The 22,609-nt window shown below is 64.9% G+C and carries 18 protein-coding genes; 10 read left to right on the top strand and 8 right to left on the bottom strand.

Annotated features, from left to right (window positions below; translation table 11 throughout):
- The first annotated feature begins 62 nt into the window (after window positions 1–62).
- The 3 genes from dusB to purH are packed head-to-tail and all read left to right on the top strand — an operon-like array spanning window position 63 to window position 2,951.
- Window positions 63–1,094: a tRNA dihydrouridine synthase DusB gene (gene dusB / locus F9Z44_RS18055; protein WP_159608092.1), complete on the top strand. Its 1,032-nt coding sequence runs from the start codon at window positions 63–65 to the stop codon at window positions 1,092–1,094.
- Window positions 1,091–1,327, top strand: coding sequence for a helix-turn-helix domain-containing protein (locus F9Z44_RS18050; RefSeq protein WP_159608091.1), 237 nt, complete (start codon window positions 1,091–1,093; stop codon window positions 1,325–1,327). The genes dusB and F9Z44_RS18050 overlap by 4 nt, the downstream gene beginning before the upstream one ends.
- Before the next feature lie 37 nt (window positions 1,328–1,364).
- On the top strand, window positions 1,365–2,951 hold the full coding sequence (gene purH / locus F9Z44_RS18045) for a bifunctional phosphoribosylaminoimidazolecarboxamide formyltransferase/IMP cyclohydrolase (protein ID WP_159608090.1): 1,587 nt from the start codon (window positions 1,365–1,367) through the stop codon (window positions 2,949–2,951).
- Window positions 2,952–3,018: 67 nt separating this feature from the next.
- Here purH and hemL read toward each other — a convergent pair whose 3' ends face one another.
- Together hemL and thiD are read right to left on the bottom strand one after the other, a co-directional pair.
- Entirely contained in the window at window positions 3,019–4,326 is a 1,308-nt protein-coding gene (hemL, locus tag F9Z44_RS18040; RefSeq protein WP_159608089.1) for a glutamate-1-semialdehyde 2,1-aminomutase, read from the bottom strand.
- A 57-nt stretch (window positions 4,327–4,383) separates the two neighbouring features.
- Window positions 4,384–5,325: a bifunctional hydroxymethylpyrimidine kinase/phosphomethylpyrimidine kinase gene (gene thiD / locus F9Z44_RS18035; protein ID WP_159608088.1), complete on the bottom strand. Its 942-nt coding sequence runs from the start codon at window positions 5,323–5,325 to the stop codon at window positions 4,384–4,386.
- A 154-nt stretch (window positions 5,326–5,479) separates the two neighbouring features.
- Between thiD and F9Z44_RS18030 the strand changes: the two genes are divergently transcribed.
- The 6 genes from F9Z44_RS18030 (at window position 5,480) to F9Z44_RS18005 (ending at window position 15,433) form a co-directional block, all read left to right on the top strand.
- Complete coding sequence (locus F9Z44_RS18030) at window positions 5,480–5,653, top strand: rubredoxin (RefSeq protein WP_159608087.1); 174 nt, start codon at window positions 5,480–5,482, stop codon at window positions 5,651–5,653.
- Window positions 5,654–5,745: 92 nt separating this feature from the next.
- The gene (locus F9Z44_RS18025) at window positions 5,746–6,144 is read left to right on the top strand and encodes a response regulator (protein WP_159608801.1); all 399 of its coding nucleotides are present in this window, start codon (window positions 5,746–5,748) and stop codon (window positions 6,142–6,144) included.
- Complete coding sequence (locus tag F9Z44_RS18020; protein ID WP_159608086.1) at window positions 6,144–6,509, top strand: response regulator; 366 nt, start codon at window positions 6,144–6,146, stop codon at window positions 6,507–6,509. Before F9Z44_RS18025 ends, F9Z44_RS18020 begins: the two co-directional genes overlap by 1 nt.
- Window positions 6,510–6,536: 27 nt before the next feature.
- On the top strand, window positions 6,537–7,088 hold the full coding sequence (locus F9Z44_RS18015; RefSeq protein ID WP_159608085.1) for a chemotaxis protein CheW: 552 nt from the start codon (window positions 6,537–6,539) through the stop codon (window positions 7,086–7,088).
- 62 nt (window positions 7,089–7,150) lie between these two features.
- Window positions 7,151–9,403 (top strand): methyl-accepting chemotaxis protein, encoded by a 2,253-nt coding sequence (locus F9Z44_RS18010; protein ID WP_159608084.1) that lies wholly within the window; start codon window positions 7,151–7,153, stop codon window positions 9,401–9,403.
- A 33-nt stretch (window positions 9,404–9,436) separates the two neighbouring features.
- Window positions 9,437–15,433 (top strand): hybrid sensor histidine kinase/response regulator, encoded by a 5,997-nt coding sequence (locus F9Z44_RS18005; protein ID WP_159608083.1) that lies wholly within the window; start codon window positions 9,437–9,439, stop codon window positions 15,431–15,433.
- 3 nt (window positions 15,434–15,436) lie between these two features.
- On the opposite strand, the gene F9Z44_RS18000 is transcribed toward F9Z44_RS18005, so the two are convergent.
- Both F9Z44_RS18000 and F9Z44_RS17995 read right to left on the bottom strand, forming a co-directional pair.
- Window positions 15,437–16,615, bottom strand: a complete 1,179-nt coding sequence (locus F9Z44_RS18000) for a DSD1 family PLP-dependent enzyme (RefSeq protein WP_236574181.1) — start codon at window positions 16,613–16,615, stop codon at window positions 15,437–15,439.
- The gene (locus F9Z44_RS17995) at window positions 16,599–17,246 is read right to left on the bottom strand and encodes a histidine phosphatase family protein (RefSeq protein ID WP_159608082.1); all 648 of its coding nucleotides are present in this window, start codon (window positions 17,244–17,246) and stop codon (window positions 16,599–16,601) included. The genes F9Z44_RS18000 and F9Z44_RS17995 overlap by 17 nt, the downstream gene beginning before the upstream one ends.
- Before the next feature lie 104 nt (window positions 17,247–17,350).
- Here F9Z44_RS17995 and F9Z44_RS17990 point away from each other — a divergent pair, with 104 nt between their 5' ends.
- On the top strand, window positions 17,351–19,714 hold the full coding sequence (locus F9Z44_RS17990; RefSeq protein ID WP_159608081.1) for a hybrid sensor histidine kinase/response regulator: 2,364 nt from the start codon (window positions 17,351–17,353) through the stop codon (window positions 19,712–19,714).
- A gap of 22 nt (window positions 19,715–19,736) precedes the next feature.
- Here the strand turns inward: F9Z44_RS17990 and F9Z44_RS17985 are convergent, their stop codons facing one another.
- Genes F9Z44_RS17985 through F9Z44_RS17970 form a run of 4 tightly spaced genes read right to left on the bottom strand, consistent with a single transcriptional unit; the run spans window position 19,737 to window position 22,593 of the window.
- A complete protein-coding gene (locus F9Z44_RS17985) occupies window positions 19,737–20,441 on the bottom strand; it encodes a hypothetical protein (protein WP_159608080.1) in 705 nt (234 codons plus the stop codon).
- Window positions 20,442–20,482: 41 nt separating this feature from the next.
- Window positions 20,483–21,403: a tRNA 2-thiocytidine(32) synthetase TtcA gene (ttcA, locus tag F9Z44_RS17980; protein WP_159608079.1), complete on the bottom strand. Its 921-nt coding sequence runs from the start codon at window positions 21,401–21,403 to the stop codon at window positions 20,483–20,485.
- 8 nt (window positions 21,404–21,411) lie between these two features.
- On the bottom strand, window positions 21,412–21,786 hold the full coding sequence (locus F9Z44_RS17975; RefSeq protein WP_159608078.1) for a dihydroneopterin aldolase: 375 nt from the start codon (window positions 21,784–21,786) through the stop codon (window positions 21,412–21,414).
- A gap of 15 nt (window positions 21,787–21,801) precedes the next feature.
- Window positions 21,802–22,593, bottom strand: coding sequence for an SDR family oxidoreductase (locus tag F9Z44_RS17970; protein WP_159608077.1), 792 nt, complete (start codon window positions 22,591–22,593; stop codon window positions 21,802–21,804).
- Between the last annotated feature and the right edge of the window lie 16 nt (window positions 22,594–22,609).

Raw genomic sequence — 22,609 nt, 5'->3', positions numbered from 1 at the left:
CGCATCCCGCATTGGCTGGGCCTGCGAAGGTCCCGTCCAACCACCCGCATTCTCCCACCGCCATGCAACTCGGGGCCTTCATCTTGCCCAATGCCCTGTTTGTCGCACCCATGGCGGGTGTGACCGACCGGCCGTTCCGCAAACTGTGCAAGCGACTGGGTGCCGGCTATGCAGTGAGCGAAATGGTGACCTCGCGCCCCGATCTGCAGGACAGTCTGAAGACCTCGCGTCGCGCCAACCATGAAGGCGAAGCCGCGCCGATTGCGGTGCAGATCGCCGGCACCGACGCGCAGATGATGGCCGACGCCGCGCGCTACAACATCGACCGCGGCGCGCAGATCATCGACATCAACATGGGATGCCCGGCCAAGAAGGTCTGCAACAAGTGGGCCGGCTCCGCGCTCATGCAGGACGAGACCTTGGCCATCGAAATCGTGCAGGCCGTGGTGACCGCTTGCCAGCCACACGGTGTGCCCGTCACGCTCAAGATGCGCACCGGCTGGTGCGCCAGCGTGCGCAACGCACCCACGCTCGCGCTTGCCGCCGAGTCCGCTGGTGTGCAGATGCTCACCGTGCACGGCCGCACGCGCGAACAGGGTTACAAGGGCCAGGCCGAGCACGACACCGTGGCCCACATCAAGAGCCGCGTGCGCATCCCGGTGGTGGCCAACGGCGACATCAACAGCCCCGAGCAGGCGCGCGAAGTGCTGCGGCGCACCGGCGCCGACGCCATCATGATCGGTCGCGCCGCGCAAGGGCGGCCCTGGATATTTCGCGAGATCGCACACTTCCTGGCCACCGGTGTTCACCTGTCGCCACCCGATCTGACCGAGGTGCGGGGCTGGCTGCTGGACCACCTGCACGACCACTACGATCTTTATGGCGAATTCACCGGTGTGCGCAGCGCGCGCAAGCACCTGGGCTGGTACGCGCAGTCGCTGCCGCTGCCCGCCGGGGCCGCTGCGGTGTTCCGCGCCCGCGTCAACGCCACCACCACCGTGGACGAACAGCTGCGCTGCGTGAGCGACAGCCTGGACGAATGGTCCTTTGAGACAACAACAATCCCGAGAGACGACTGGAAACTGGCCGCATGAAACAGAACAAACTGCACGACTGTGTGCGTGCCAGCATGGAAGACTTTTTCCACGACCTCAACGGTACCGACCCGGCCAACCTGCACGACATGCTGGTCAAGGCGGTCGAGAAACCGCTGCTGGAGGTGGTGATGGAACAGGCGCAACACAACCAGTCGCGCGCCGCGCAATGGCTGGGCCTGAACCGCAACACGCTGCGCAAGAAGCTGCTCGAACACAAGCTCATCGACTGAGCACGTCCCGATTCAAAAACCACCAACACCTTTTTTCATGCGCGCACTCATCTCTGTCTCCGACAAGACCGGCATCGTCGAACTCGCTCAGGCCCTGCACAGCCTCGGCGTGTCCCTCATCTCCACCGGCGGCACCGCCAAGCTGCTGGCCGACAAAGGCTTGCCCGTGACCGAGGTGGCCGAGGTCACTGCCTTCCCCGAGATGCTGGATGGCCGGGTGAAGACGCTGCACCCCAAGGTGCATGGTGGCCTGCTGGCCCGGCGCGATCTGCCCGAGCACATGGCGGCGCTCAAGACGCACGGCATCGACACCATCGACCTGCTCATCGTCAACCTCTACCCGTTTGAAGCCACGGTGGCCAAGCCCGGCTGCACGCTCGATGACGCGATCGAGAACATCGACATCGGCGGCCCGGCCATGGTGCGCAGCGCTGCGAAGAACTGGAAAGATGTGGCGGTGTTGACCGACGCATCGCAATACGCCGGCGTGATCGAAGAGCTCAAGACCACCGGCAAAGTCGGCGATGCGACGCGCTTTGCACTCTCGGTGGCGGCATTCAACCGCATCAGCAACTACGACGGTGCCATCAGCGACTACCTCTCCAGCATCACGTTCGAGGCTGGCGCTGCAGTGCCCGCCCGCAGCGAATACCCCGCGCAGGCCAACGGCCGCTTCGTCAAGCTGCAAGACCTGCGCTACGGTGAGAACCCGCACCAGACCGCTGCTTTCTACCGCGACCTGCACCCCGCGCCCGGCTCGCTCGTGACCGCGAAACAGCTGCAAGGCAAGGAGCTCAGCTACAACAACATCGCCGACGCCGACGCGGCGTGGGAATGTGTGAAGAGCTTCGATGTGCCGGCCTGCGTGATCGTCAAACACGCCAACCCCTGCGGCGTGGCCGTGGGCCGGGACGCGCTCGAGGCCTACAGCAAGGCCTTCCAGACCGACCCGACCAGCGCCTTCGGCGGCATCATCGCGCTCAACCGCGTTCTCGATGGCGCGGGTGCGGTGGCCATCAGCAAGCAGTTTGTTGAAGTGCTGATGGCGCCGGGCTACACGCCCGAGGCGCTGGAAGTGTTCAAGGCCAAGGCCAATGTGCGCGTGCTCGAAATCGCGCTGCCACCCGGCGGCCCGACCGCCTGGGACCAGGGCCTGAACCTCACCGATGTGAAGCGCATCGGCTCAGGCCTGCTCATGCAGTCGGCCGACAACCATGTGCTCCAGCGCGCCGACCTCAAGGTGGTGACGAAGCTGCAACCCACAGAACAGCAACTCGACGACCTCATGTTCGCCTGGACTGTGGCCAAGTTCGTCAAGTCCAACGCCATCGTGTTCTGCAAGGACGGCATGACCATGGGCGTGGGCGCCGGCCAGATGAGCCGGCTCGATTCCGCGCGCATCGCCAGCATCAAGGCAGGCCACGCCAAGCTGTCGCTGCAAGGCACCGCCGTGGCGAGCGACGCCTTCTTCCCGTTCCGTGACGGGCTGGACGTGGTGGTGGACGCGGGCGCGAGCTGCGTGATCCAGCCTGGTGGTTCAATGCGCGATCAGGAGGTGATCGACGCGGCGGACGAGCGCGGCGTGGTGATGGTGTATTCGGGCGTTCGCCACTTCCGACACTGAATCTGCCCGCCCAATGACAAAGGCCGCTGTGTTCACAGCGGCCTTTGTCATTGGGCTTCAGGCTGCGTCAGCGTGGCAGCAGTTTGAAGACCTCGCGCGCGGCCGCTACCGTGTCCGCGATGTCCTGCGCGGTGTGCGCGGCGCTCACAAAGCCAGCTTCGTAAAGGGCTGGCGCGATGTACACGCCGCGATCGAGCAGGCCATGGAAGAGTTTGTTGAAGGTGGGGCCGTCGGTGGTCATCACCTTGGCGTAGTTCTGCGGCAACTCGTCGAACAGGAAGAAGCCGAACATGCCGCCCTGGCTGTCGCCACACATCGCAACACCTTCGGCGTGGGCGGCAGCAGTCAGGCCATCCACCAGCGAACGTGTGGTGGTCGAGAGGTTCTCGAAGAAGCCAGGCTTCTGAATTTCCTTCAACGTGGCCAGGCCGCAAGCAGTGGCCACCGGGTTGCCCGAGAGGGTGCCGGCCTGGTACACGCCACCCAGAGGCGCCAGCTGTTCCATCACCGCGCGCTTGGCACCAAAGGCGGCCAGCGGCATGCCGCCACCGATCACCTTGCCCATCACCGTCATGTCGGGCTCGAAGCCTGGAATCAGCTGGGCGTACACGCTTTGCGCGCCGCCCAGCGCCACACGAAAACCTGTCATCACCTCGTCGAAGGCCAACAACGCGCCGTGCTGTGTGCACAACTCGTGGCAGCGTTTCATGAACGGCACGCTGGCACGCACGAAATTCATGTTGCCGGCGATGGGCTCGATCATCAGGCAGGCCACTTCGGGACCGTGCTCGACGAAAGCCGCTTCGAGTTGCTCGATGTTGTTGTACTCCAGCACGATCGTGTGCTGCACCACCTCAGGCGGTACGCCGGCACTGGTCGGGTTGCCGAACGTGGCCAGACCGGAGCCTGCCTTGACCAGCAGCGCATCGGCGTGGCCGTGGTAACAGCCCTCGAACTTGATGATCTTCTTGCGCCCGGTCGCACCACGCGCCAGCCGGATCGTGCTCATGCCCGCCTCGGTGCCCGAGCTCACCAGCCGCACCATGTCGATGCTCGGCACGAGCTTGATGATCTCTTCGGCCAGCTCCACTTCGCGCTCGGTGGGTGCACCGTAAGAGAAGCCTTCAAGCACCGCCTTCTGCACCGCTTCCACCACTGCGGGGTGGCCATGTCCCAAGATCATCGGACCCCAGGAACCGATGTAGTCGATGTGGCGTTTGCCGTTGGCGTCCCAGAAATACGCGCCTTGCGCTCGTTGCACGAAGCGGGGCGTGCCACCCACCGCGCGGAACGCGCGCACCGGTGAATTCACACCACCAGGAATCAAGGCCTTGGCGCGGTCAAACAGTTGCTGGTTGCGGTCGACAGTGGTCATGGAGCAAAGCTGCGTTGGTGGGAAAACTCGCGCAAGCTTGCGCTGCGCGCGGGAGATTCAATGCCGGGTGGTGTCGAGGGGGAAATCGTCGGCGTCGAGCGTGCTGTCCGACGCGGATTCCGCCGAAGCGTCTTCGCCCTCTTCATCTTCCTCGTGTGCCCAGAACAACCGGTCGGGCACGGCATGGCCCATGCCGGGCTGAAAGCCCGCATCAAGGCATTGGTCCAGATACGTCAGGGCCTCGGCGCAGGCCGATTGCAGATCGGTGCCGCCAGCAATCAGTGCGCACAAGGCCGCCGACAGTGTGTCGCCCGCGCCGGTGAAGGTGGCCTCGAACCGCTCGTATCGCGCTGTGGCCAGCACCGCTTCTGGCGAAGCCAGGTGGCTCTCGAGGTATTGATCGGCGGCGTTGAAGCCGGTGACCAGGGTGTAAGGCACGCCATGCACGGCGGCCGCCCGTGCCACGTCGCGCGGGCTCGGCGGGCGGTCGCCCTCCCACTCGGGCAGCAGCCAGCGGCACAGCGTGCTGTGGTTGCCCACCAGCACGGTGGTCTGTGGCAACAGCAACTCGGCACTGGCGTCGAGGTAGGTCTCGATGGCGAGCTCATCCCACCAGGAAAGATCGGGCATGTACGCGATGACGGGCACATCGGCGTAGTCGGCGGTGATCTCCGCCACCACGCTGAGGTTTTCGGGGTTGCCCACGAAGCCGACCTTGAAGGCCTGCACCGGCATGTCTTCGAGCGCGCAGCGCGCCTGATCGGCCACGGCTTCCTCGTCAAAGGCAAAGTGATCGTGGACATCGGACGTGTCGCGCACGTAGGCGCCGGTGACGACCGAGAGCACATGCACTGAAGCACTCGACATGGCCGTGATGTCGGCGCTCAGGCCGCCCGCGCCGCTGGGGTCGTTGGCGTTGAACACCATCACGCAGGGCAGGGTGGCCTCCCCCGGTGGTGGGAGTGCTGCAGGTGTTGTTTTTTCGGGTGTATCGGGCATGGGTTGAGAGAGGGACCGAATTCGTGTGGAAGATGCCCGCAGAATGATCCTGGCGCTTCAAACAAGGGATTGGACAGAGGCCAGAATCCATTTCCAGCGGGCTGTACCTCGCTCGATACAATGCTTGCATTCTATGACAAGGCCCCCTATAACCATGACCGAAACCAAGACTTGGATGTGCCTGATTTGTGGCTGGATTTACGACGAAGCGCAAGGCGCGCCAGAGCACGGCGTACCGGTCGGAACCCCTTGGGCACAGGTGCCGATGAACTGGACCTGCCCCGAGTGCGGCGCTCGCAAAGAGGACTTCGAGATGGTCCAGATCTGATCACGAGACCCCGTGCATCTGGCCTGAGCAGACCAAGGCACGGGCTCTCCGGCCCGAGTGCCGCACTTCCTGACCCATCCTGGAGCCTGTGAATCGTGAGCCCAACACCTGCCCTGAAAGTCCTGGTCGTCGACGACAGCAACACCATCCGGCGCAGCGCCGAAATCTTTCTCAAGCAGGGTGGACATGAGGTCCTGCTGGCCGACGATGGTTTTGACGCGCTGGCCAAAATCAACGACTACCAACCCGACCTGGTCTTCTGCGACATCCTGATGCCTCGCCTTGACGGGTATCAGACCTGCGCCATCATCAAGCGCAACGCCAAGTTCGCCAGCATCCCTGTTGTCATGCTGTCTTCCAAGGACGGCGTCTTTGACAAGGCCCGCGGACGCATGGTGGGCTCCCAGGATTACCTCACCAAACCCTTCACCAAAGACCAACTGCTGCAAGCCGTGCAGCAGTTCGGCGCCAACCTAGCCGGAGCTGCATGATGGCCATCCACAAAATTCTCGTTGTTGACGACTCAAAAACCGAACTCATGGTGCTGTCCGATCTGCTGAGTAAAAACGGCTACAGCGTGAGAACCGCTGAGAATGCGGACGAGGCCTTCCGTCGCTTGGGGGAGGAAAAGCCCGACCTGATCCTGATGGACGTTGTGATGCCCGGTCAAAATGGATTTCAGTTGACGCGTGCCATTACCCGCGATCCTCAGTATTCGAGTATTCCGATCGTGATGTGCACCAGCAAGAGCCTGGAGACGGATCGGGTCTGGGGCATGCGGCAGGGGGCTCGCGACTATGTGACCAAGCCTGTGAACGGTGAAGAGTTGCTGTCGAAGATCCGGGCGCTGGCCTGAACCACCTTGAATTGAACCCCACCGAGCATGGCCAAACGACAATCACTGAAGGAGCTGCAAGAACGGTTGGCTCAGCGATTGAGCGTTGCCAAAACAGAAGCCGTGACGGCCGCCTGGCTGGCGGTGGAGTCCAACGGAAGCCGCTACCTCCTTCCGCTGGTTCAGTCCGGTGAAATTTTCCCTTGGTCTGCGGTCCAACGCGTTCCGTACACCAAGTCCTGGTACCTGGGCGTTGCCAGCCTGCGGGGCGGCCTGCATGGTGTCATTGATCTCGCGGCGTTGGTGGAATCGGGGTCGCTCGTCGCTGGCTCGGGTGCGCTGGCGAGCCAGGGCGAGCGCATCACTTCCGAATCGCGCCTGGTCAGTCTGCACACCGCGCTGGGTGTGAACGCCGTGATCTGGATTGATCGTCTCCTGGGATTGCGAAGTGCCGCCATGTTCAGCGGCTTCGGGTCCAAGCCGGATGGCGCACCGGCCTATTTCAATCGATCGTTGGTGGATGCCCAGGGCTTGTTGTGGCAAGAGCTGGATTTGCAGGTGTTGGTTGGCGAACCCGAATTCCTCGCAATTGCGGCCTGACGACCCCCAAAGGTCGACCGGTCCGATCTTTTCTCATTTGTTTTCTGTTGGAAGGTGTTTACATGGCCACGCTTGATCGATTCCAGGGACTGTTCAAGAAAAAAGCCGATGATGAACGCGACCTGCACGCCGTGACTGATCAGGAAGCTGCCGAACTGGCGGCTGCCCGCTTGGCCCCCGTCCCTCAGGCAGACGACTTCTCCGGCAATCTGCTGATGTCCGAAGACGACGATGGCGCAGAGCAGTCGGGATTGATCTCGGTGCCTTTGCTGGGGCGCCGGCCCGCCGAGCAGCACCAGCGCACGCTGGCCGCGTCGCTGGCCTTCGGTCTGGTCGTGCTCGGCGCGGTCACCTTCTTCGTCTTGAGCCAGACAGAGAAAGTCAGTCAGCAATTGGCTGCCAGCGGTCAGGCCCTGATGCAGTCGCAGCGCCTGGCGAAGAGTGTTTCCCAGGCTTTGATCGGCAGCCCCACGGCATTCCCGGAGGTGCGTGACAGCTCCGATGTTCTGTCGCGCAGCCTGCGAGGCCTCAAACAAGGCGACGCCGAAATGTCCATCGACGCCTTGGGGCCTGATTACGCGGCCCGACTCGACGAACTGCTGCCAAGGATTGACGCAGCTGAGAAAAATGCGACTGCGGTTTTGTCACAGGAAAGCATCTTGACGCAGGTGGGCAACGCATTGCGCACCATCAACCGTCAGTCTTCGGACCTGCTGGAGATCGCCGAGACGATCTCTTCGCTGAAGCTGCAGCAAAACGCACCAGCTGCGGAAATCTCTGCTTCCGGCCAGCTCGTGATGTTGACCCAGCGCATCGGCAAATCGGCCAACGAGTTTCTGACGCTTGAAGGCGTGAGTCCAGAGGCCGTGTTCCTGCTGGGCAAGGACTTGAACACGTTCAAGGAAATCTCGGAAGGTTTGCTCAGTGGAAGCGAAGAGCTGCGCCTGGCCGCAGCCAAGGATGAGCAGGTGCGCGAGCGCCTCGGTGCACTGCTGAAGCTGTATGAGCAAACCCGGGTGGAAGCGGGCGCCATTCTGGGCAACCTGCAGGGTCTGGTGTCGGCGCGCGAAGCCCAGGCCAGCATCATTGCGGACAGTGAGCCCTTGCGTCTGGGATTGCAGAACCTTCAGTCGGAGCTCACCTCGCGTTCGGGGTTGAGCGGTGGCGAATTCGGCGCCTTGCTTTTCTCGGCCCTGTTTGCGCTGTTGTGTGCCGGTGGCCTGGCCTATGTGCAGTTGCAGGAGAGCCGGCAGCGTCAACTGACGGCTGAGTCGCAGCGTCTGGCGGCCGAGTCGCTGGAGCAGGATGCCAAGCGCGTCAACGACGCCAACCAGGCGGCCATCTTGCGTTTGATGAACGAATTGCAGACGGTTGCTGAAGGTGACTTGACCCAGGAAGCCACGGTGACTGAAGACATCACCGGTGCCATTGCCGACTCGGTGAACTACACGGTGGAGGAACTTCGATCGCTGGTGGGCAACGTGCAAGCCACGGCCACGCGCGTGGCGCAAACGACGTCAGCGGTGGAAAGCACGTCCACCGAACTGCTGGCAGCGTCGACCGAACAGCTTCGGGAAATTCGCGAAACGGGTCAGTCGGTGCTCGACATGGCGCAGCGAATCAACCAGGTGTCCGGTCAGGCGCAGGAGTCGGCCACGGTGGCCCGTGCATCGCTGGTGGCAGCCGAGTCGGGTTTGCAGGCGGTGCAGGACGCGATCGGCGGTATGAACTCGATCCGTGATCAGATTCAGGAAACCTCCAAACGCATCAAGCGGCTGGGTGAGTCGTCACAGGAGATCGGTGAGATCACCGAACTGATCTCCGACATTACCGAACAGACCAACGTGCTGGCACTGAACGCCGCCATCCAGGCCGCGTCAGCTGGCGAAGCTGGCCGAGGCTTCTCCGTGGTGGCAGAAGAGGTGCAGCGACTGGCCGAACGCTCTGCTGATGCGACACGACAGATCTCGGCGCTGGTGAAGGCGATTCAGACCGACACGCAAGACGCGGTGGCCGCCATGGAACGTTCAACGCAGGGTGTGGTCGAGGGAGCCAAGCTCTCCGACAACGCGGGTACCGCACTGTCCGAGATCGATCGCGTGTCGCGCCGACTTGCCGAACTGATCGAGCAGATTTCCAACGCGGCGTCGCGAGAAGCCGATTCGGCCAACGAGGTGGCTGGAAACATCCAGCACATTTTTGCCGTGACGGAGCAGACCGGCGAGGGAACCCGCTCCACGGCCCAGCAGGTGCGTGAACTCTCGGCGATGGCCGAAGAACTTCGCCAGTCGGTATCGCGATTCAAGATCGCCTGATCGCTTCAGTCGGACCCTCATTCCAAGATCAACATGCTCGAAACCGCCACCGACAGTCTGCAGATGGACCCACCTGTCGCCGACCTCGGTCCGCTGGCATGGGTGTTCGAGGAGCTGCGCAAGTCGCTCGATGCGGCCAACAAGGCGATCAAACGATTCGTGCGCGAAACGGATCAGTCGCGAATGGACGACTTGCAGGCAGTCGATCCGGCTTCGCTGCGTCAGGCGCGGCAGTCGCTGCACCAGGCAGTTGGTGCCCTGGAGATGGTGGGGCTGGGGGCTCCCGCCCATGTGCTCAGGGCCATGGAGGCCGCGGTTCAACGGTTTGTCCAGCGACCACAGAGTTGCAACGAAGAGTCGGCGGCCAAGGTCGAGCGCGCCAGCTTCGCCTTGGTGGAGTACCTTGAAGCGGTCCTGAACAACAAGCCGGTGCAACCCGTTGCCTTGTTCTCCCAATACCGGGACGTTCAAGAGCTGGCTGCGGCCGAGCGCGTGCACCCAGCCGATCTTTGGCCGTTCGATCACCATGGCGTGGATGTGGCTGCGCCAACCGACAGACCACCGCTCGAGTGCAGTGCTGCCATCCGCTCCTTGTTTGATCGTCTGGTGTTGCTGGCGGTCAAGACGGAAAGCCAGGCGGCAGTGCAGCAGTTGGTGAAGATCTGCGCGGGACTGTCTGCCGGAGCAACGGATATCCGAGCTCGAACTTTTTGGCGTGTGGCCGCCGGCTTCTTTGAAGCGGTTGCGCACCGCTTGTTGCCCAGCGACGTCTATGTCAAGCGGGCCTTCTCGCGAATCCTGATGCAGTTCGTGACTCTGTCGCAAGGCAAGTCTCAGGTGTCTGAGACGCTGCTGCACGATCTCCTGTTTTTCTGCGCCCAGCCGCACGACGTGTCCGTTCAACTGGCGCCGCAACTGGCGGCCGTCCGGCAGGCGTTTGGTTTGGGCCGCGTTGCGGCGGTCGACTACCACGTGGCCACGCTGGGCCGCTACGACCCGGCGGTCCTCGCGCAGGCGCGCAAACGCATCAACGCGGCCAAGGAGGCCTGGTCGCTGTATTCCGGTGGCGATGCCAGCCGCGCGCGTCAGGTCGCCGATCAGTTCGGCTTGATCGGGGACTCTCTGCTCAAGTTGCACCCCTCCAGCACGGTGCTGGCCCAGGCCTTGGTGAGGGCGGCGGACCATGCGGTGCGAGAGCCCGGCGGCGTGCGACCTGAGCTGGCCATGGAAGTGGCCACCACCACGCTGTACCTCGAAGCGGCTTTTGAAGATTTTGACCCCAGCGCGCCCGAGCTCACCGAGCGCACGCAGGCGCTGGCCGATCGTCTTGATGCCGTGATCGCAGGCCAGCCAGCGCAACCGCTGGACGCCTGGATGGAGCAGCTGTACCGCAGGGTGAGCGACCGCCAGACCATGGGCAGTGTGGTCGGTGAACTCAAGGTCTCCTTGGGGGAAGTCGAGAAGTCGCTTGATCAGTTCTTCCGCACACCGCAGGAGAAAGCAGGTCTGCACGTCGCCGCATCGCAACTGGCACAGATGCGTGGCGTGTTGTCGGTGCTGGGGCTTGAGCAAGCGGTCCATGCCGTCACCCGCATGCGCGCCACGGTCGAGCAGATCCTCGACACCGACGTGGACGAGGCCCAGGCTCGCGAAGCTGGGACGTTCCAGCAGCTGGGCAACAACCTGAGTGCGATGAGTCTGCTGGTGGACATGCTGAACTACCAGCCGACTCTGGCCAAGAAGCTGTTCGTCTTTGACGAAGACAAGGGCGAACTGCTCCCCCTCATGGGGCGCACGATCAATGCGGAACTGCGTCACCCGCCGGCGCGCGACGAGGCCCGCGCCATCAGCAATGGTGTGCAGCAGGTCGTCAACGAGGTCCAGGGTGGCATGAACCTGGTCGACCTGAGCCAGCAGCTCGACTCGCTGGCCGAACAGGCCACGCTGGCCGAGCAGTCGGGCGTGGCGCGTGCTGCGCGCGAGGCCGCTGGTGCGGTGGTCGGCAACGATGCCGCGGCAGGTGCCCAGGCCTTGGTGGGGTTGTCCGAAGCGTCCCACGCTGCGCATGAGGACGAGCCGGTCGACACCACTGGTGAAGACAACGACGAAGACGATCTGCTCGACATCTTCCTGGAGGAAGCCCGGGAGGTGGTGGGCAACGGCCTGGACGCCATCGGGCAGTTGCAGGCGCAGCCGGGTGATCTGGAGCACCTCACCACCCTGCGCCGTGCGTTCCACACCCTCAAGGGCAGCTCGCGCATGGTCGGGCTGGAGGAGTTTGGCCAGGCTGCTTGGTCCATGGAGCAGTTGGTCAACACCGTGTTGGCCGAACAGCGCCCGGCAAGTCAGCCCTTGCTGGTGCTGACGGGACAAGCGATGACCGACTTTGCCCGGTGGGTGGACGACATTGCTGCCCGGCGCGAAGGGCATTGGAAGGCGCAGCCCTTCAAGGTCAGCGCCGAAGCGCTGCGTGAGCAAGGCATCTACCTGCCTTTGACGCATGCGGCCGAGATCGAGGTTGCGCCTGCAGCCAACGAGGACGAACTGCAGTTCGAGTTGTCGGCGCCCGTGGAATCCGACGCCCCCGCCGCAGAGCCTGCTGCACTGGAGGTCGCCGATGCGGCGCCTTCAGCCGTCGAGGTCATCGAAGTTTCAGTGCCTGACATGGACCTGAGCCTGGACTTTGGCGAGTTGGTGGATGTCGATGACGGGTCTTCACCGGCGGCACCCGAAGACAGCATTCAGTTCGACACATCGTTCCTCGACTTTGAACCACCGGCGGCTCCCATTGACTTGCCAGTTCCCGCGCAGATGCTTGCGGACATCGACTTCGGCAGCCTGGCGGCGTTCTCGTCCAGCGAGGTGGCCAAGGCAGAAGAACTCGACGCCCCGCCAGCAGCGGCCGACGCTGCGGCCCCGTTGCTCGAAGAGCCGGTCGCGCTGATTCAAGGTGCCGAGGTGCAGGAACCCGATCCTGTGGAAACCCCCGAAGTGCCAGCCGAGGCGGACATGCCCGACGAGCAGACGCGGGTGATCGGTTCGCTGCGCATCGGTCTCAAGCTGTACAACGTGTACCTCAACGAGGCGGACGAGTGGTCGCGCCGCTTGTGCACGGGGCTGGCCGAATGGGCGCTTGAACGTCACGAGCCGGTGCCGGAGCAGTCTGAAGCGCTTGCGCACTCGCTGGCCGGCAGCTCTGCAACGGTCGGATTCCAGTCGCTGTCGGACATCGCCCGGGCGCTGGAGCATGCCATCGGGTCGGTGGGCCTTCACCAGCGGGCGGGCGCTGCGGCCACAGCCGAGCAGGCCCGCTTGTTTGTCGATGCATCCGAAGACATTCGCCGACTCCTGCACCAGTTTGCCGCCGGCTTCCTCAAAGAGCCCGATCCACAGCTGATGGACGCGCTCTACCGTGTGGTCCACGATCCGGTGCCTGACGAATCCCCACGGCAGGCCGATGACCTGGTGGTGATGGACGAACCGGTGATCGAGACACCTGTGCACGAAGAACCGGCGCCCGTCCAGCCGGACGCCGCCGTTTCGAGCTTTGCGCCACTGACCACGTTCGACCTGCCTGCCCTGACCGAGACCACGATCGATTTTGTCGCCCCCCACGTCGACACCCATCGCATGGAACATGCAGTGGTGCAGGACATCGACGACGACATTGATGCGCTGGACACGATCGACATCGATCTGTTCCCGATCTTTGCCGAAGAGGCCCAGGAACTGCTGCCCCAACTCGAAGGCGCGCTGCGCCAGTGGGTGGCGCGTCCGGACAACGGTAGTGCCCGATCGGAAGTGCTGCGCAACCTGCACACCCTCAAGGGCAGTGCGCGTCTGGCGGGTGCATTGCGTCTGGGCGAGATGGTTCACCGCATGGAAACCACGGCCGAGCGGCTGGGCTCCGACGTGCAACGCAGCTCCGAACTGGAGCCTTTGCAGTCCGCGTTTGATGCCATCAGCGCCCGTTTTGAAGTGCTGCGCCGTCAGGACCCCGAATCTGTGGATGTGGTGCAGACAGCTCCCGAGCAGATCGTGCTGTCCGAGTCTGTTGCCGTTGCGGCGCCAGCCGCTGCAGAAGGTACAACTGCACCGTCGACGGACACCGTCGCCAGGCGGGGCATGGAAGGGCTCACCATGCCGGTGGCGCCTACGGCATTGCAGGCTCGCGCGGGTGCTGCCGTGCGGGTGCGTCCCGAGCTGCTGGACCGACTGGTCAACCAGGCCGGCGAGGTGATGATCACCCGCTCGCGCATGGAATCCGAACTTGTGACCCTGCGCGGCTCGCTGAAAGACCTCACGGGCAACCTGGACCGATTGCGTGGCCAGTTGCGTGACATTGAGCTGCAGGCCGAGACGCAGATGCAGTCGCGGCTGGCCCAGGCGCGCGACGCCGACCAGTCGTTCGACCCGCTCGAATTCGACCGGTTCACCCGCGTGCAGGAGCTCACCCGCATGATGGCGGAGTCGGTGAACGACGTGGCCACCGTGCAGCGCAACCTGCAACGCGCGGTGGAATCGACCGAAGACAGCCTGGTGGCCCAGGGCCGGCAGACCCGCGAACTGCAGCGCGACCTCCTGCGCACGCGCATGGTCGAATTCGAAGGCATTTCCGAGCGGCTGTACCGCGTGGTGCGGCAAGCGTCCAAGGAAACCGGCAAACAGGTGCGCCTGGACATCACGGGCGGCAACATCGAAATGGACCGTGGGGTGCTCGACCGCATGACCGCGGCGTTCGAGCATCTGTTGCGCAACAGCGTGGTGCATGGCATCGAGACGCCCGAGGCCCGTGTGGCCGCCGGCAAATCGGCCGAAGGCCAGATCGAGATCACGCTGGCGCAGGAACTCAACGACGTGTCGGTGGTGTTTGCCGACGACGGTGCCGGACTGGACTTGGTGCGCTTGCGCGAGAAGGCGACCGCGCAAGGGCTGGTCGCGCCCGGCGCGGACATCAGCGATGCACAGGCGGCTCAACTCGTTTTCGAGCCGGGCATCAGCACCGCGCGCGAAATCTCCGAGCTGGCTGGCCGGGGTATCGGCATGGACGTGGTGCGCAACGACGTGGTCGCGCTGGGCGGTCGCATCGAGACCGCCACCCAGGCGGGGCGGGGCACCAATTTCAAGCTGGTGCTGCCGCTGACCACCGCCGTGACGCAGGTGGTGATGCTGCGCGCTGGCGCACTCACACTGGGCGTGCCGTCCAACCTGGTGGAACTGGTGCGTCGCGTGAGCAGCGACGAACTGAGCAAGGCCTACGCCAGCGGTTCGCTGATCGTGGCGGGCGAAGAAGTCCCATTCTTCTGGGCGGGCGCTCTGTTGCAGTCCTCGGTGCAGTCGTTGGAGAACAAGGGCCGCACGCTGCCGGTCATGATTTTCCGAAGCGCGGCACAACGGGTGGCCATGCACGTGGACGAGGTCCTGGGCAACCAGGAAGTCGTGGTGAAGAACCTGGGCTCACAGCTGTCGCGCCTGCCCGGTCTGGCCGGCATGTCGGTGCTGGCGTCGGGCGCCGTGGCCTTGATCTACAACCCGGTCGCTTTGGCCACCGTGTACGGCGAACAGGTGCGCAGCTGGGTGCTTGGTCGGCAGAAGGCTGCATTGGCCATGCCTGAGGACACGCCGGTCCCCATGGAGATGGCAGTCAATGCCGTGCCACTGGTGCTCGTGGTCGACGATTCCATCACCGTGCGCCGTGTGACACAACGCCTGCTGCAGCGCGAAGGCTACAGGGTCACGCTTGCGGCCGATGGCCTGCAGGCTCTGGAACGCCTGCAGCAAGAGCGCCCGACGGTGGTGCTGTCCGACATCGAGATGCCGCGCATGGATGGCTTCGACCTCGTGCGCAACATCCGCAGCGATGCGCGGCTGTCCGACTTGCCGGTGATCATGATCACTTCTCGCATCGCGGAGAAACACCGCGAACATGCGCGCGAACTGGGTGTGGATCATTACCTCGGCAAGCCCTACTCCGAAGACGAGCTGCTGGCCCTGATCGGCCACTACGCCAAAGTCACAGCCGAGGCCTGAGCCTCAGCCCAGGCAGCCGCGTGCGTCTACCCGCACGATGCGCTCCACCTGGCCGGCGGCCAGTCCACCGCGCACACCGACCATGAAGTCGTGCAGGTTGACCGTGGGGTCGCAGTGGCCCGGCACCAGCCAGACGATTTCGCCCAGCGCCGGCAGCGGGTGGCTGCCGGCGGTGCGCAGCAAGCCGTGTTCATCACCACCGCTGGTGTAGCTCAACCCCTGGGGAAACCACACGCCGGGCATGCCGCTGTCGATGGCGTGGCTCTTGTGGCCGGCGTCGCACACCGCATGGTCGGCGCAGCGGCTCATCACCTGGCTTTTCACGAACAGGGCGTGTTCAAACACCGGCGCCAGCGGCGTGGCCTCGTTGCTGGCGTAGTCGGCGTCCATGAACAGGTAAGAGCCCACCTGCAGTTCGCCCCACACGCCGCTGGCGGCCTCCAGGGAAAACGTGCCGGTGCCTGCGCCCGTGACCAGGGGCACCTCGATGCCGGCGGCCCGCAGGGCCTCGCGGGTATCGAGCACGGCGCGGGTGGAGGCTGCCATGGCTTCGGCGCGCTCGGTGGCTGTGCGGCGGTGCTGGGCACCACCGTGGTAAGCCTGCAGCCCGGCAAAGCGCAGCACCGGGTGGGTCGCAATCGCTTGCGCCAGTGCCACGGCGGGCGCACCGGGCGCTGCGCCGCAGCGGCCTTGTCCCACGTCGATTTCCACCAGTACGCCCAGACACGCCGGTGCGTTCACGCCGGCCGCGTGCAGCGCCTGTGCCAGCCGCTCGACACCCAGCGCGCTGTCGACTGCAATTGAGAACTTCGCTGGAAAGTCGCGCACCGCCTGCGCCAGGCGCAGCAGCTTTGACGGCGCGATCACCTCGTTGCTGATGTAGACGTCTCGCACACCTGCCTCGGCCAGCGCGAGCGCTTCGTCGGTCTTCTGCACGCACACGCCCACCGCGCCGTGGGCCATCTGCAGCTGGGCCAGCTCGGCACTCTTGTGCATCTTGGCGTGCGGGCGCAGCCGCAGGCCGTGCTCGTTGGCGAATGCCGCCATGCGCGCCAGGTTGCGGTTCATGGCGTCGAGGTCGATCACCAGCGATGGCGTGTCGACGACCTCCACGCCGTGGCCGACCCAGGTCTGCGCCCGGCGCCAGCGCTTCAGTGAAGCGGCTTCATGCATGGCGTTCATCCAGGACTTTTCCGTGATCGGATTGCAGGTGACTGGTGTCGGCCCAGCCCACCAGGCTCAGCCCCTCGGGCGACCACAGCAACCGGTTGATGGCGGTGTTGGTCAGCTCCCAGCTGCGCGCTGCTTGCAGTCCCAGGCGCGTGGCGGAGCGGTACAGGATGTCGAGCACGCCCCCGTGCGCCACCAGGAGAATCTGCTCACCCGGGTGGCGCGCGGCGATTTCCTCCACGGCGGACACGACGCGCGCCTGGAGCTGCACAAGCGATTCACCGCCCACGGGCGCGAAATCGGGCACACGCTTGCGCCAGGCCAGGGATTCCTCGGGAAAGCGCTGTTCCAGCTCTCTCCAGGTGTGGCCTTCAAAACGCCCGAAGCAGCGTTCGCGCAGACCCACATGCGTGGTCACGGTCTGGCTGCGTGTGCGGGCCACGGCTTGCGCGGTCTCCAGGGCGCGCAGGAGGTCGCTGGCGTAGCAGGCGGTGATGGGTTCGTCGCGCAGGGCGTGGGCCAGCTGGGCCGCCTGCCAGCGACCGTGTTCATTGAGTTCGATGTCGGTGTGGCCCTGGATGCGCGTGTCGCGGTTCCAGGCGGTTTCACCGTGGCGCACGGCCAGGATGCGGGTGACTTGCACAGGGTGTCCTTGAAGGCGGGCGGAAGGCTGCAACTGTACCGGTGACGCCACTTTCGCGGGTGTTGCATGCTGTGAAAGCGTGGCGTTGCGACACAATCTGCGACATGACGCTGCCGCCAACTCCGGCCGACGGGGATTTCTCAACCCTGTTCAATTTCCTGCCCATCGGGGCCTACCGCAGCTCGCCCGAGGGGCAAATGCTGCGCGCCAACCAGGCGCTGGTGCAGCTCAACGGATATGCGTCAGAGCCGGAATTGCGTGACGCGGTGAACGACATCGCCAACGAGTGGTACGTCGACCCCGCGCGTCGCGCTGAATTCAAGTTGCTGCTCGAGCGCGACGGTTACGTGCGCGGCTTCGTCTCGGAAATTCATCGCCACAAGACGCGCGAGCGCGTCTGGATCAGCGAGAACGCACACGCGGTGCGCGGTGCGTCGGGCGTGCTGCTGTATTACGAGGGCACGGTGGAAGACATCACCGAGCGCATGCGCGATCAGAAGGCGCTGCGCGACAGCGAGGAGCAACTGCGCCTGATCACCTCCCAGATGCCAGGGGCCGTGTTCGCCGTGCATGTGCGGCACGACGGCGAGCGCGAGTACCGTTTTCTCAGCGCCGGTATCCGCGAGCTGTATGGCCTTGAGGCGGACGATCTGATGCGCAACGCCGCGCTGCTGGCCCGCTACATCCACCCCGAAGACATGGGCATGCTGGAGCGCGATCGCCAGGCCATCCTGTCGGGTGCATCGGATCTGGACACCGAATTCCGCGTCGTGCTGCCGGACGGGCGCATCAAGTGGATCTGCAACCGGTCCTGCGCGGTGTCAGCGGACGAGCGGGGTTTCCTGCGCGTGGGTGTGCTGTTCGACATCACCGATCGCAAGGAAGCCGAAGCCGCCTTGCACGCGAGCGAGACACTCTGGAAACTGGCCCTGGAGAGCGCGGGCGACGGTGTGTGGGACTGGAACATCCGCACCGGAGAAGAGTTTTTCTCCAGCAGCATCAAGGCCATGTTCGGTTACGCCCACGACGACATTGCCAACCTCTCCGCCGAACTCGACGCGCGCACCCACCCCGATGACGTGGCCCAGATGGAGCTGGACCGCACGGCGCACTTTGAGGGGCGATCACCGATGTACCGCAACGAGCACCGCATCCGTTGCAAGGACGGGCGCTGGAAGTGGGTGCTGTCGCGCGGGGTTGTGATTGCGCGCGACGACAACGGCATGCCGCTGCGCATGGTCGGCACGCACACCGACATCACCGAACTCAAGGAGGCCGAATCCCAGCAGCGTGCGCTCGAAGTGCAGTTGCGCGAGTCGCAGAAGATGGAAGCCATCGGCACCCTGGCCGGCGGCGTGGCGCACGATTTCAACAACCTGCTTGCCGCCATCCTGGGCAACCTCGTGCTGGCGCGAGAGGACGTGGGCGAACTCCACCCAGCGCAGGAGAGCCTGGCCGAAATCAACCGTGCTGCGATCCGCGCACGCCAGCTGGTGCAGCAAATCCTGACCTTCAGCCGCCGCCAGACGCAGGAGATGCAGCGCCAGCCGCTCAAGCCGCTGGTGGAAGAAGCCCTGGGACTCATGCGTTCGCTGCTGCCGGCCGGACTCAAGCTGGTCACGCGCCTGCCTTCTTCGGGCCTGCAAGTGCTGGCCGATGCCACCCAGATGCAGCAGGTGCTGATGAACCTGTGCACCAACGCCTGGCAGTCCATGGAGGGCGGCTCGGGTGACATCACCGTGGCGCTGCGCGAGGTGCTGCTGGACGCGTCTCAGGCGCTGCAACTGGGGGGGCTGACCAGCGGCGCCTACGCCTGCCTGAGCGTGGCCGACAACGGCCCGGGCATGGACATCGCGACGCAGCGCCGCATCTTTGAGCCGTTCTTCACCACCAAGGCGCCCGGTGCCGGCACCGGCCTGGGGCTGGCGGTGGTGCATGGCATCGTCAAGGCGCACCGGGGCGCGATCGACGTGCACACCCGGTTGGGCGAAGGCACCCGCTTCGATGTGTACCTGCCGCTGACCGCCACCGCCGAGGCCGCGGACCCGGTCGCCGAGGAGGTCGTGCCGGCATCCCCGGCGGATGCACTGCCGGGCAGGCATGTGGTCTACATCGATGACTACGAAGCGCTGGTGTTTCTGGTCGGGCGCCTGCTGCGCAAGCAAGGCCACCGGGCCACCACGTTCGAATCGGGTGAAGCAGCGCTGACCTGGATGCAGGCCCACCCCGATGTGCATGTCGACCTGGTGGTGAGCGACCAGAACATGCCGGGCCTCTCGGGCGTGGAGACGGCCACCGAGATCCGCCGCCTGCGCCCCGACCTCAAGATCGCCATCATTTCCGGCCATGTCAACGACCGCTTGCTGGCCGAAGCCAGCGCGGCCGGCGTGAGCGACGTGATGGGCAAGCAGGACAGCATGGACGCGCTCGGCGAGGCCATTCGCGATCTGCTGGAGCGCAGCGCCTGACGCCCTGCCCGGGCTCGGCAGCTCAGCGCGGCACTTCGATGTTGACCTGACGCAACCCCTCGGGCGGTGCCGGGAAGTCGCGCAGGGCCGCATCCAGCATGGCCAGCCACAAGGCGTTGGAGCTGTTCCAGCGGCCGTCGTGCGCGGCGCGGGTTTCGTACACCACCCGGCCGCTGGCCGCATGGCGGATCACCATCGATACCTCACGCTGGTAGTAGGGGGTCTCCATGCGCAGGAAGAGCGGCGCGTAGATGATCTGGCCCGTGCCGGTCACCACGTAGTCGCGCCCTGGAAAACCGAAACCCGGCCCGAATCCACCGCCCAGGTACCCGTCGTAGGGGCTCTCCCAAGGCGCACGGGGCAGGCGCAGCGTGCCTGCGCTCACCTCCACCGTCCAGGGAGCCGTCACGCCGGCGGCCGCGGGCGTCCAGCCGACCTTGGCCAGCGACAGGGTGGCGAGCTTCTCAAGATCGTCTTGTCCGGCTCCGCTGCGGTTGTCTTGCTGCGACGGCAAGCGGGCGAAGCGGAATACCTGGGGAGCCTGGGGGATGGTCACCGGCGCGGAGGCGCCCGGCGGTGTGGGGCGGTCGGCCCAGCGCGCGTAGCTGCGCACCTGGTTGTCCACCAGGAAGACACTGGCGCAGCCACTGAGCGCGAGCAAGGCGAGCGCTGCGGTGCAGATCCGGAACAGGCCTGCCCATGAGCGGGCTGACGATGGGGTCTTCATGTAGCCTCCTTCGTGGATCGCGATCGCCAGGCCGGTGGGCTTCAGTGCGTCGCGGAAATCGATATGACTGCGCGCGCAGGTTCTGCGTTCCCCTCGGCGCCAGCTTCTGCGGGCCAAGCCGGCGCCACCTTGGGCAGTGGCTCTTCGTCAAAGGCCTTGTCGCCGTCCTCGCTGGCCTCGCCGGTGGCCTGGATGGTCTCGAACGGAAACAGCGAACGGTCCATGAGGTGGCTGGGCACGATGTTCTGCAGCGCCGAGAACATGTTTTCCACGCGGCCCGGAAAGCGTTTCTCCCAGTCTTTCAGCATCAGGCCCACCTGCTTGCGCTGCAGGTTTTCCTGGCTGCCGCACAGCGTGCAGGGAATGATGGGGAACTGCCGCACCTCGGCCCAGCGGGTGAGGTCCTTCTCGGCCACGTAGGCCATGGGGCGGATCACCACGTGCTGCCCGTCGTCGCTCACCAGCTTGGGCGGCATGCCCTTGAGCTTGGCGCCGAAGAACATGTTGAGCAGCAGCGTCTGAAGGATGTCGTCGCGGTGGTGGCCCAGCGCGATCTTGGTCGCACCCAGCTCGCTCGCCACGCGGTACAGGATGCCCCGGCGCAACCGGCTGCACAGGCTGCACATGGTCTTGCCTTCGGGGATCACGCGCTTGACGATGGAATAGGTGTCCTGGTTCTCGATGTGGAACTTCACGCCCAGCTTGGTGAGGTAGGCCGGCAGGATGTCGGCTGGAAACCCCGGCTGCTTCTGGTCGAGGTTGACCACGATCATCTCGAAGTTGATCGGCGCGCGCGCCTGCAGCTTCTGCAAGATGTCGAGCATGGCGTAGCTGTCCTTGCCGCCCGAGAGGCAGACCATCACGCGGTCGCCTTCCTCGATCATGTTGTAGTCCACGATCGCGCGGCCGACCTCGCGGCACAGGCGTTTTTCGAGTTTGTGGTTTTCGTGTTCGGTGTTCATGGGCGTTCTCACCACTGGCCGCTTTCCATCCGGATCGCGACCTCGCAGTCGTCAAAAATTTCCAGTTTGGCGATCTTCACCCGCACGCCGATCACGCCGGGCATCTGCATCAGGCGGCGCGTGAGTTTGCCGATCAGGCTCTCCAGCAGGTTCACGTGTTCGGCGGTGCACTCGTCGATGATGAGCTGGCGCACCTTGCGGTAGTCGAGCACATGGCCGATGTCGTCGTCGTGCGGCAGCAGCGGCTGCGTGCCCTGGTTCAACTCGGCGTCCACCTGAATCGGCTGCGGCGCCGATTTTTCATGGTCGAGGATGCCCAGGTTGGCGTTGAAGCGCAAACCGCTGAGCGTGAGGATCTGGGTGCCGGCGTAGGTGGCGGTCATGGGCATCGGTCCGGTTTACATGAGCGAAAAATCGCGCTCGAAGCGCATCAGGTGCTGGCCGCCGTCCACCAGCAGCGTGGTGCCTGTGATGGACGAATTGCTCAGCGCGAAGGCCACTGTGGCGGCCACGTCTTCGGGGGTGGACGAGCGGCCCAGCGGCGACTGCTGGTGCAGGGCGGCGAACTGCTCGTCGCTCAGCAGGTGGCTGGTGAGCGTGAGGCCCGGCGCCACGCCCACCACGCGCACGCGCGGGGCGAGTGCCAGCGCCAGCATGGTGTTGGCGGCTTCCAGCGCGGCCTTGGAGAGCGTGTAGCTGAAGAAGTCCGGGTTCATGTTCCAGAGCTTCTGGTCGAGCAGGTTGACCACGGCGCCGCGTGCGTCGCGCGCGCTCAGGTGGGCGTGCAGGGCCTGGGCCAGCAGCACGGCTGCGCCGGTGTTGGCACGCAGGTGGGTTTCCATGGCGGCAAAACCGAAGCTCGCGGCGCTGTCGTGCTCGAAGGTGGAGGCGCTGTTGACCACCGCGTCGATCTGCCCGAAGCGCGCCACCACGGCCGGCAGCAGCGCGCGCACGCTGGCCTCGTCGCCCAGGTCGGCGAAGAAGGGAGCAGCGCTGTCGGGGCGGCCGGTGAGGGCGTTGCAGTCGGCGGCGGTCTGCTGCGCATCGGCCACCGAGTGGCGGTGGTGCACGGCCACGTTCCAGCCGGCGCGCGCCAGGGTGAGTGCGATCTCGCGGCCCAGGCGCTTGCCGGCGCCGGTCACGAGCACGGTGCGCGCTGCCAGGCTAGCGGGGGAGTCAGAGGAGGGCATTGGGCGACAATCCGGG

It is taken from the genome of Hydrogenophaga sp. PBL-H3, from assembly GCF_010104355.1.
In the GTDB taxonomy this organism is placed as follows: Bacteria; Pseudomonadota; Gammaproteobacteria; order Burkholderiales; family Burkholderiaceae_C; genus Hydrogenophaga.
The sequence above is the reverse complement of the archived record's forward strand: the minus strand, read 5'-3'. Positions and strand labels throughout refer to the sequence as shown.

Bases quoted from the DNA above. Each gene is read 5' to 3' on its own strand.
- dusB (WP_159608092.1), top strand. From the start codon at position 63: ATGCAACTCGGGGCCTTCATCTTGCCCAATGCCCTGTTTGTCGCACCC.
- F9Z44_RS18015 (WP_159608085.1), top strand. From the start codon at position 6,537: ATGGCCAAACGACAATCACTGAAGGAGCTGCAAGAACGGTTGGCTCAG.
- F9Z44_RS17975 (WP_159608078.1), bottom strand. From the start codon at position 21,786: ATGACCGCCACCTACGCCGGCACCCAGATCCTCACGCTCAGCGGTTTG.
- ttcA (WP_159608079.1), bottom strand. From the start codon at position 21,403: ATGAACACCGAACACGAAAACCACAAACTCGAAAAACGCCTGTGCCGC.
- F9Z44_RS18030 (WP_159608087.1), top strand. From the start codon at position 5,480: ATGACCGAAACCAAGACTTGGATGTGCCTGATTTGTGGCTGGATTTAC.
- hemL (WP_159608089.1), bottom strand. From the start codon at position 4,326: ATGACCACTGTCGACCGCAACCAGCAACTGTTTGACCGCGCCAAGGCC.
- F9Z44_RS18010 (WP_159608084.1), top strand. From the start codon at position 7,151: ATGGCCACGCTTGATCGATTCCAGGGACTGTTCAAGAAAAAAGCCGAT.
- F9Z44_RS18020 (WP_159608086.1), top strand. From the start codon at position 6,144: ATGGCCATCCACAAAATTCTCGTTGTTGACGACTCAAAAACCGAACTC.
- thiD (WP_159608088.1), bottom strand. From the start codon at position 5,325: ATGCCCGATACACCCGAAAAAACAACACCTGCAGCACTCCCACCACCG.
- F9Z44_RS17990 (WP_159608081.1), top strand. From the start codon at position 17,351: ATGACGCTGCCGCCAACTCCGGCCGACGGGGATTTCTCAACCCTGTTC.
- F9Z44_RS17985 (WP_159608080.1), bottom strand. From the start codon at position 20,441: ATGAAGACCCCATCGTCAGCCCGCTCATGGGCAGGCCTGTTCCGGATC.
- F9Z44_RS17970 (WP_159608077.1), bottom strand. From the start codon at position 22,593: ATGCCCTCCTCTGACTCCCCCGCTAGCCTGGCAGCGCGCACCGTGCTC.
- F9Z44_RS18000 (WP_236574181.1), bottom strand. From the start codon at position 16,615: ATGAACGCCATGCATGAAGCCGCTTCACTGAAGCGCTGGCGCCGGGCG.
- F9Z44_RS18050 (WP_159608091.1), top strand. From the start codon at position 1,091: ATGAAACAGAACAAACTGCACGACTGTGTGCGTGCCAGCATGGAAGAC.
- F9Z44_RS18005 (WP_159608083.1), top strand. From the start codon at position 9,437: ATGCTCGAAACCGCCACCGACAGTCTGCAGATGGACCCACCTGTCGCC.
- purH (WP_159608090.1), top strand. From the start codon at position 1,365: ATGCGCGCACTCATCTCTGTCTCCGACAAGACCGGCATCGTCGAACTC.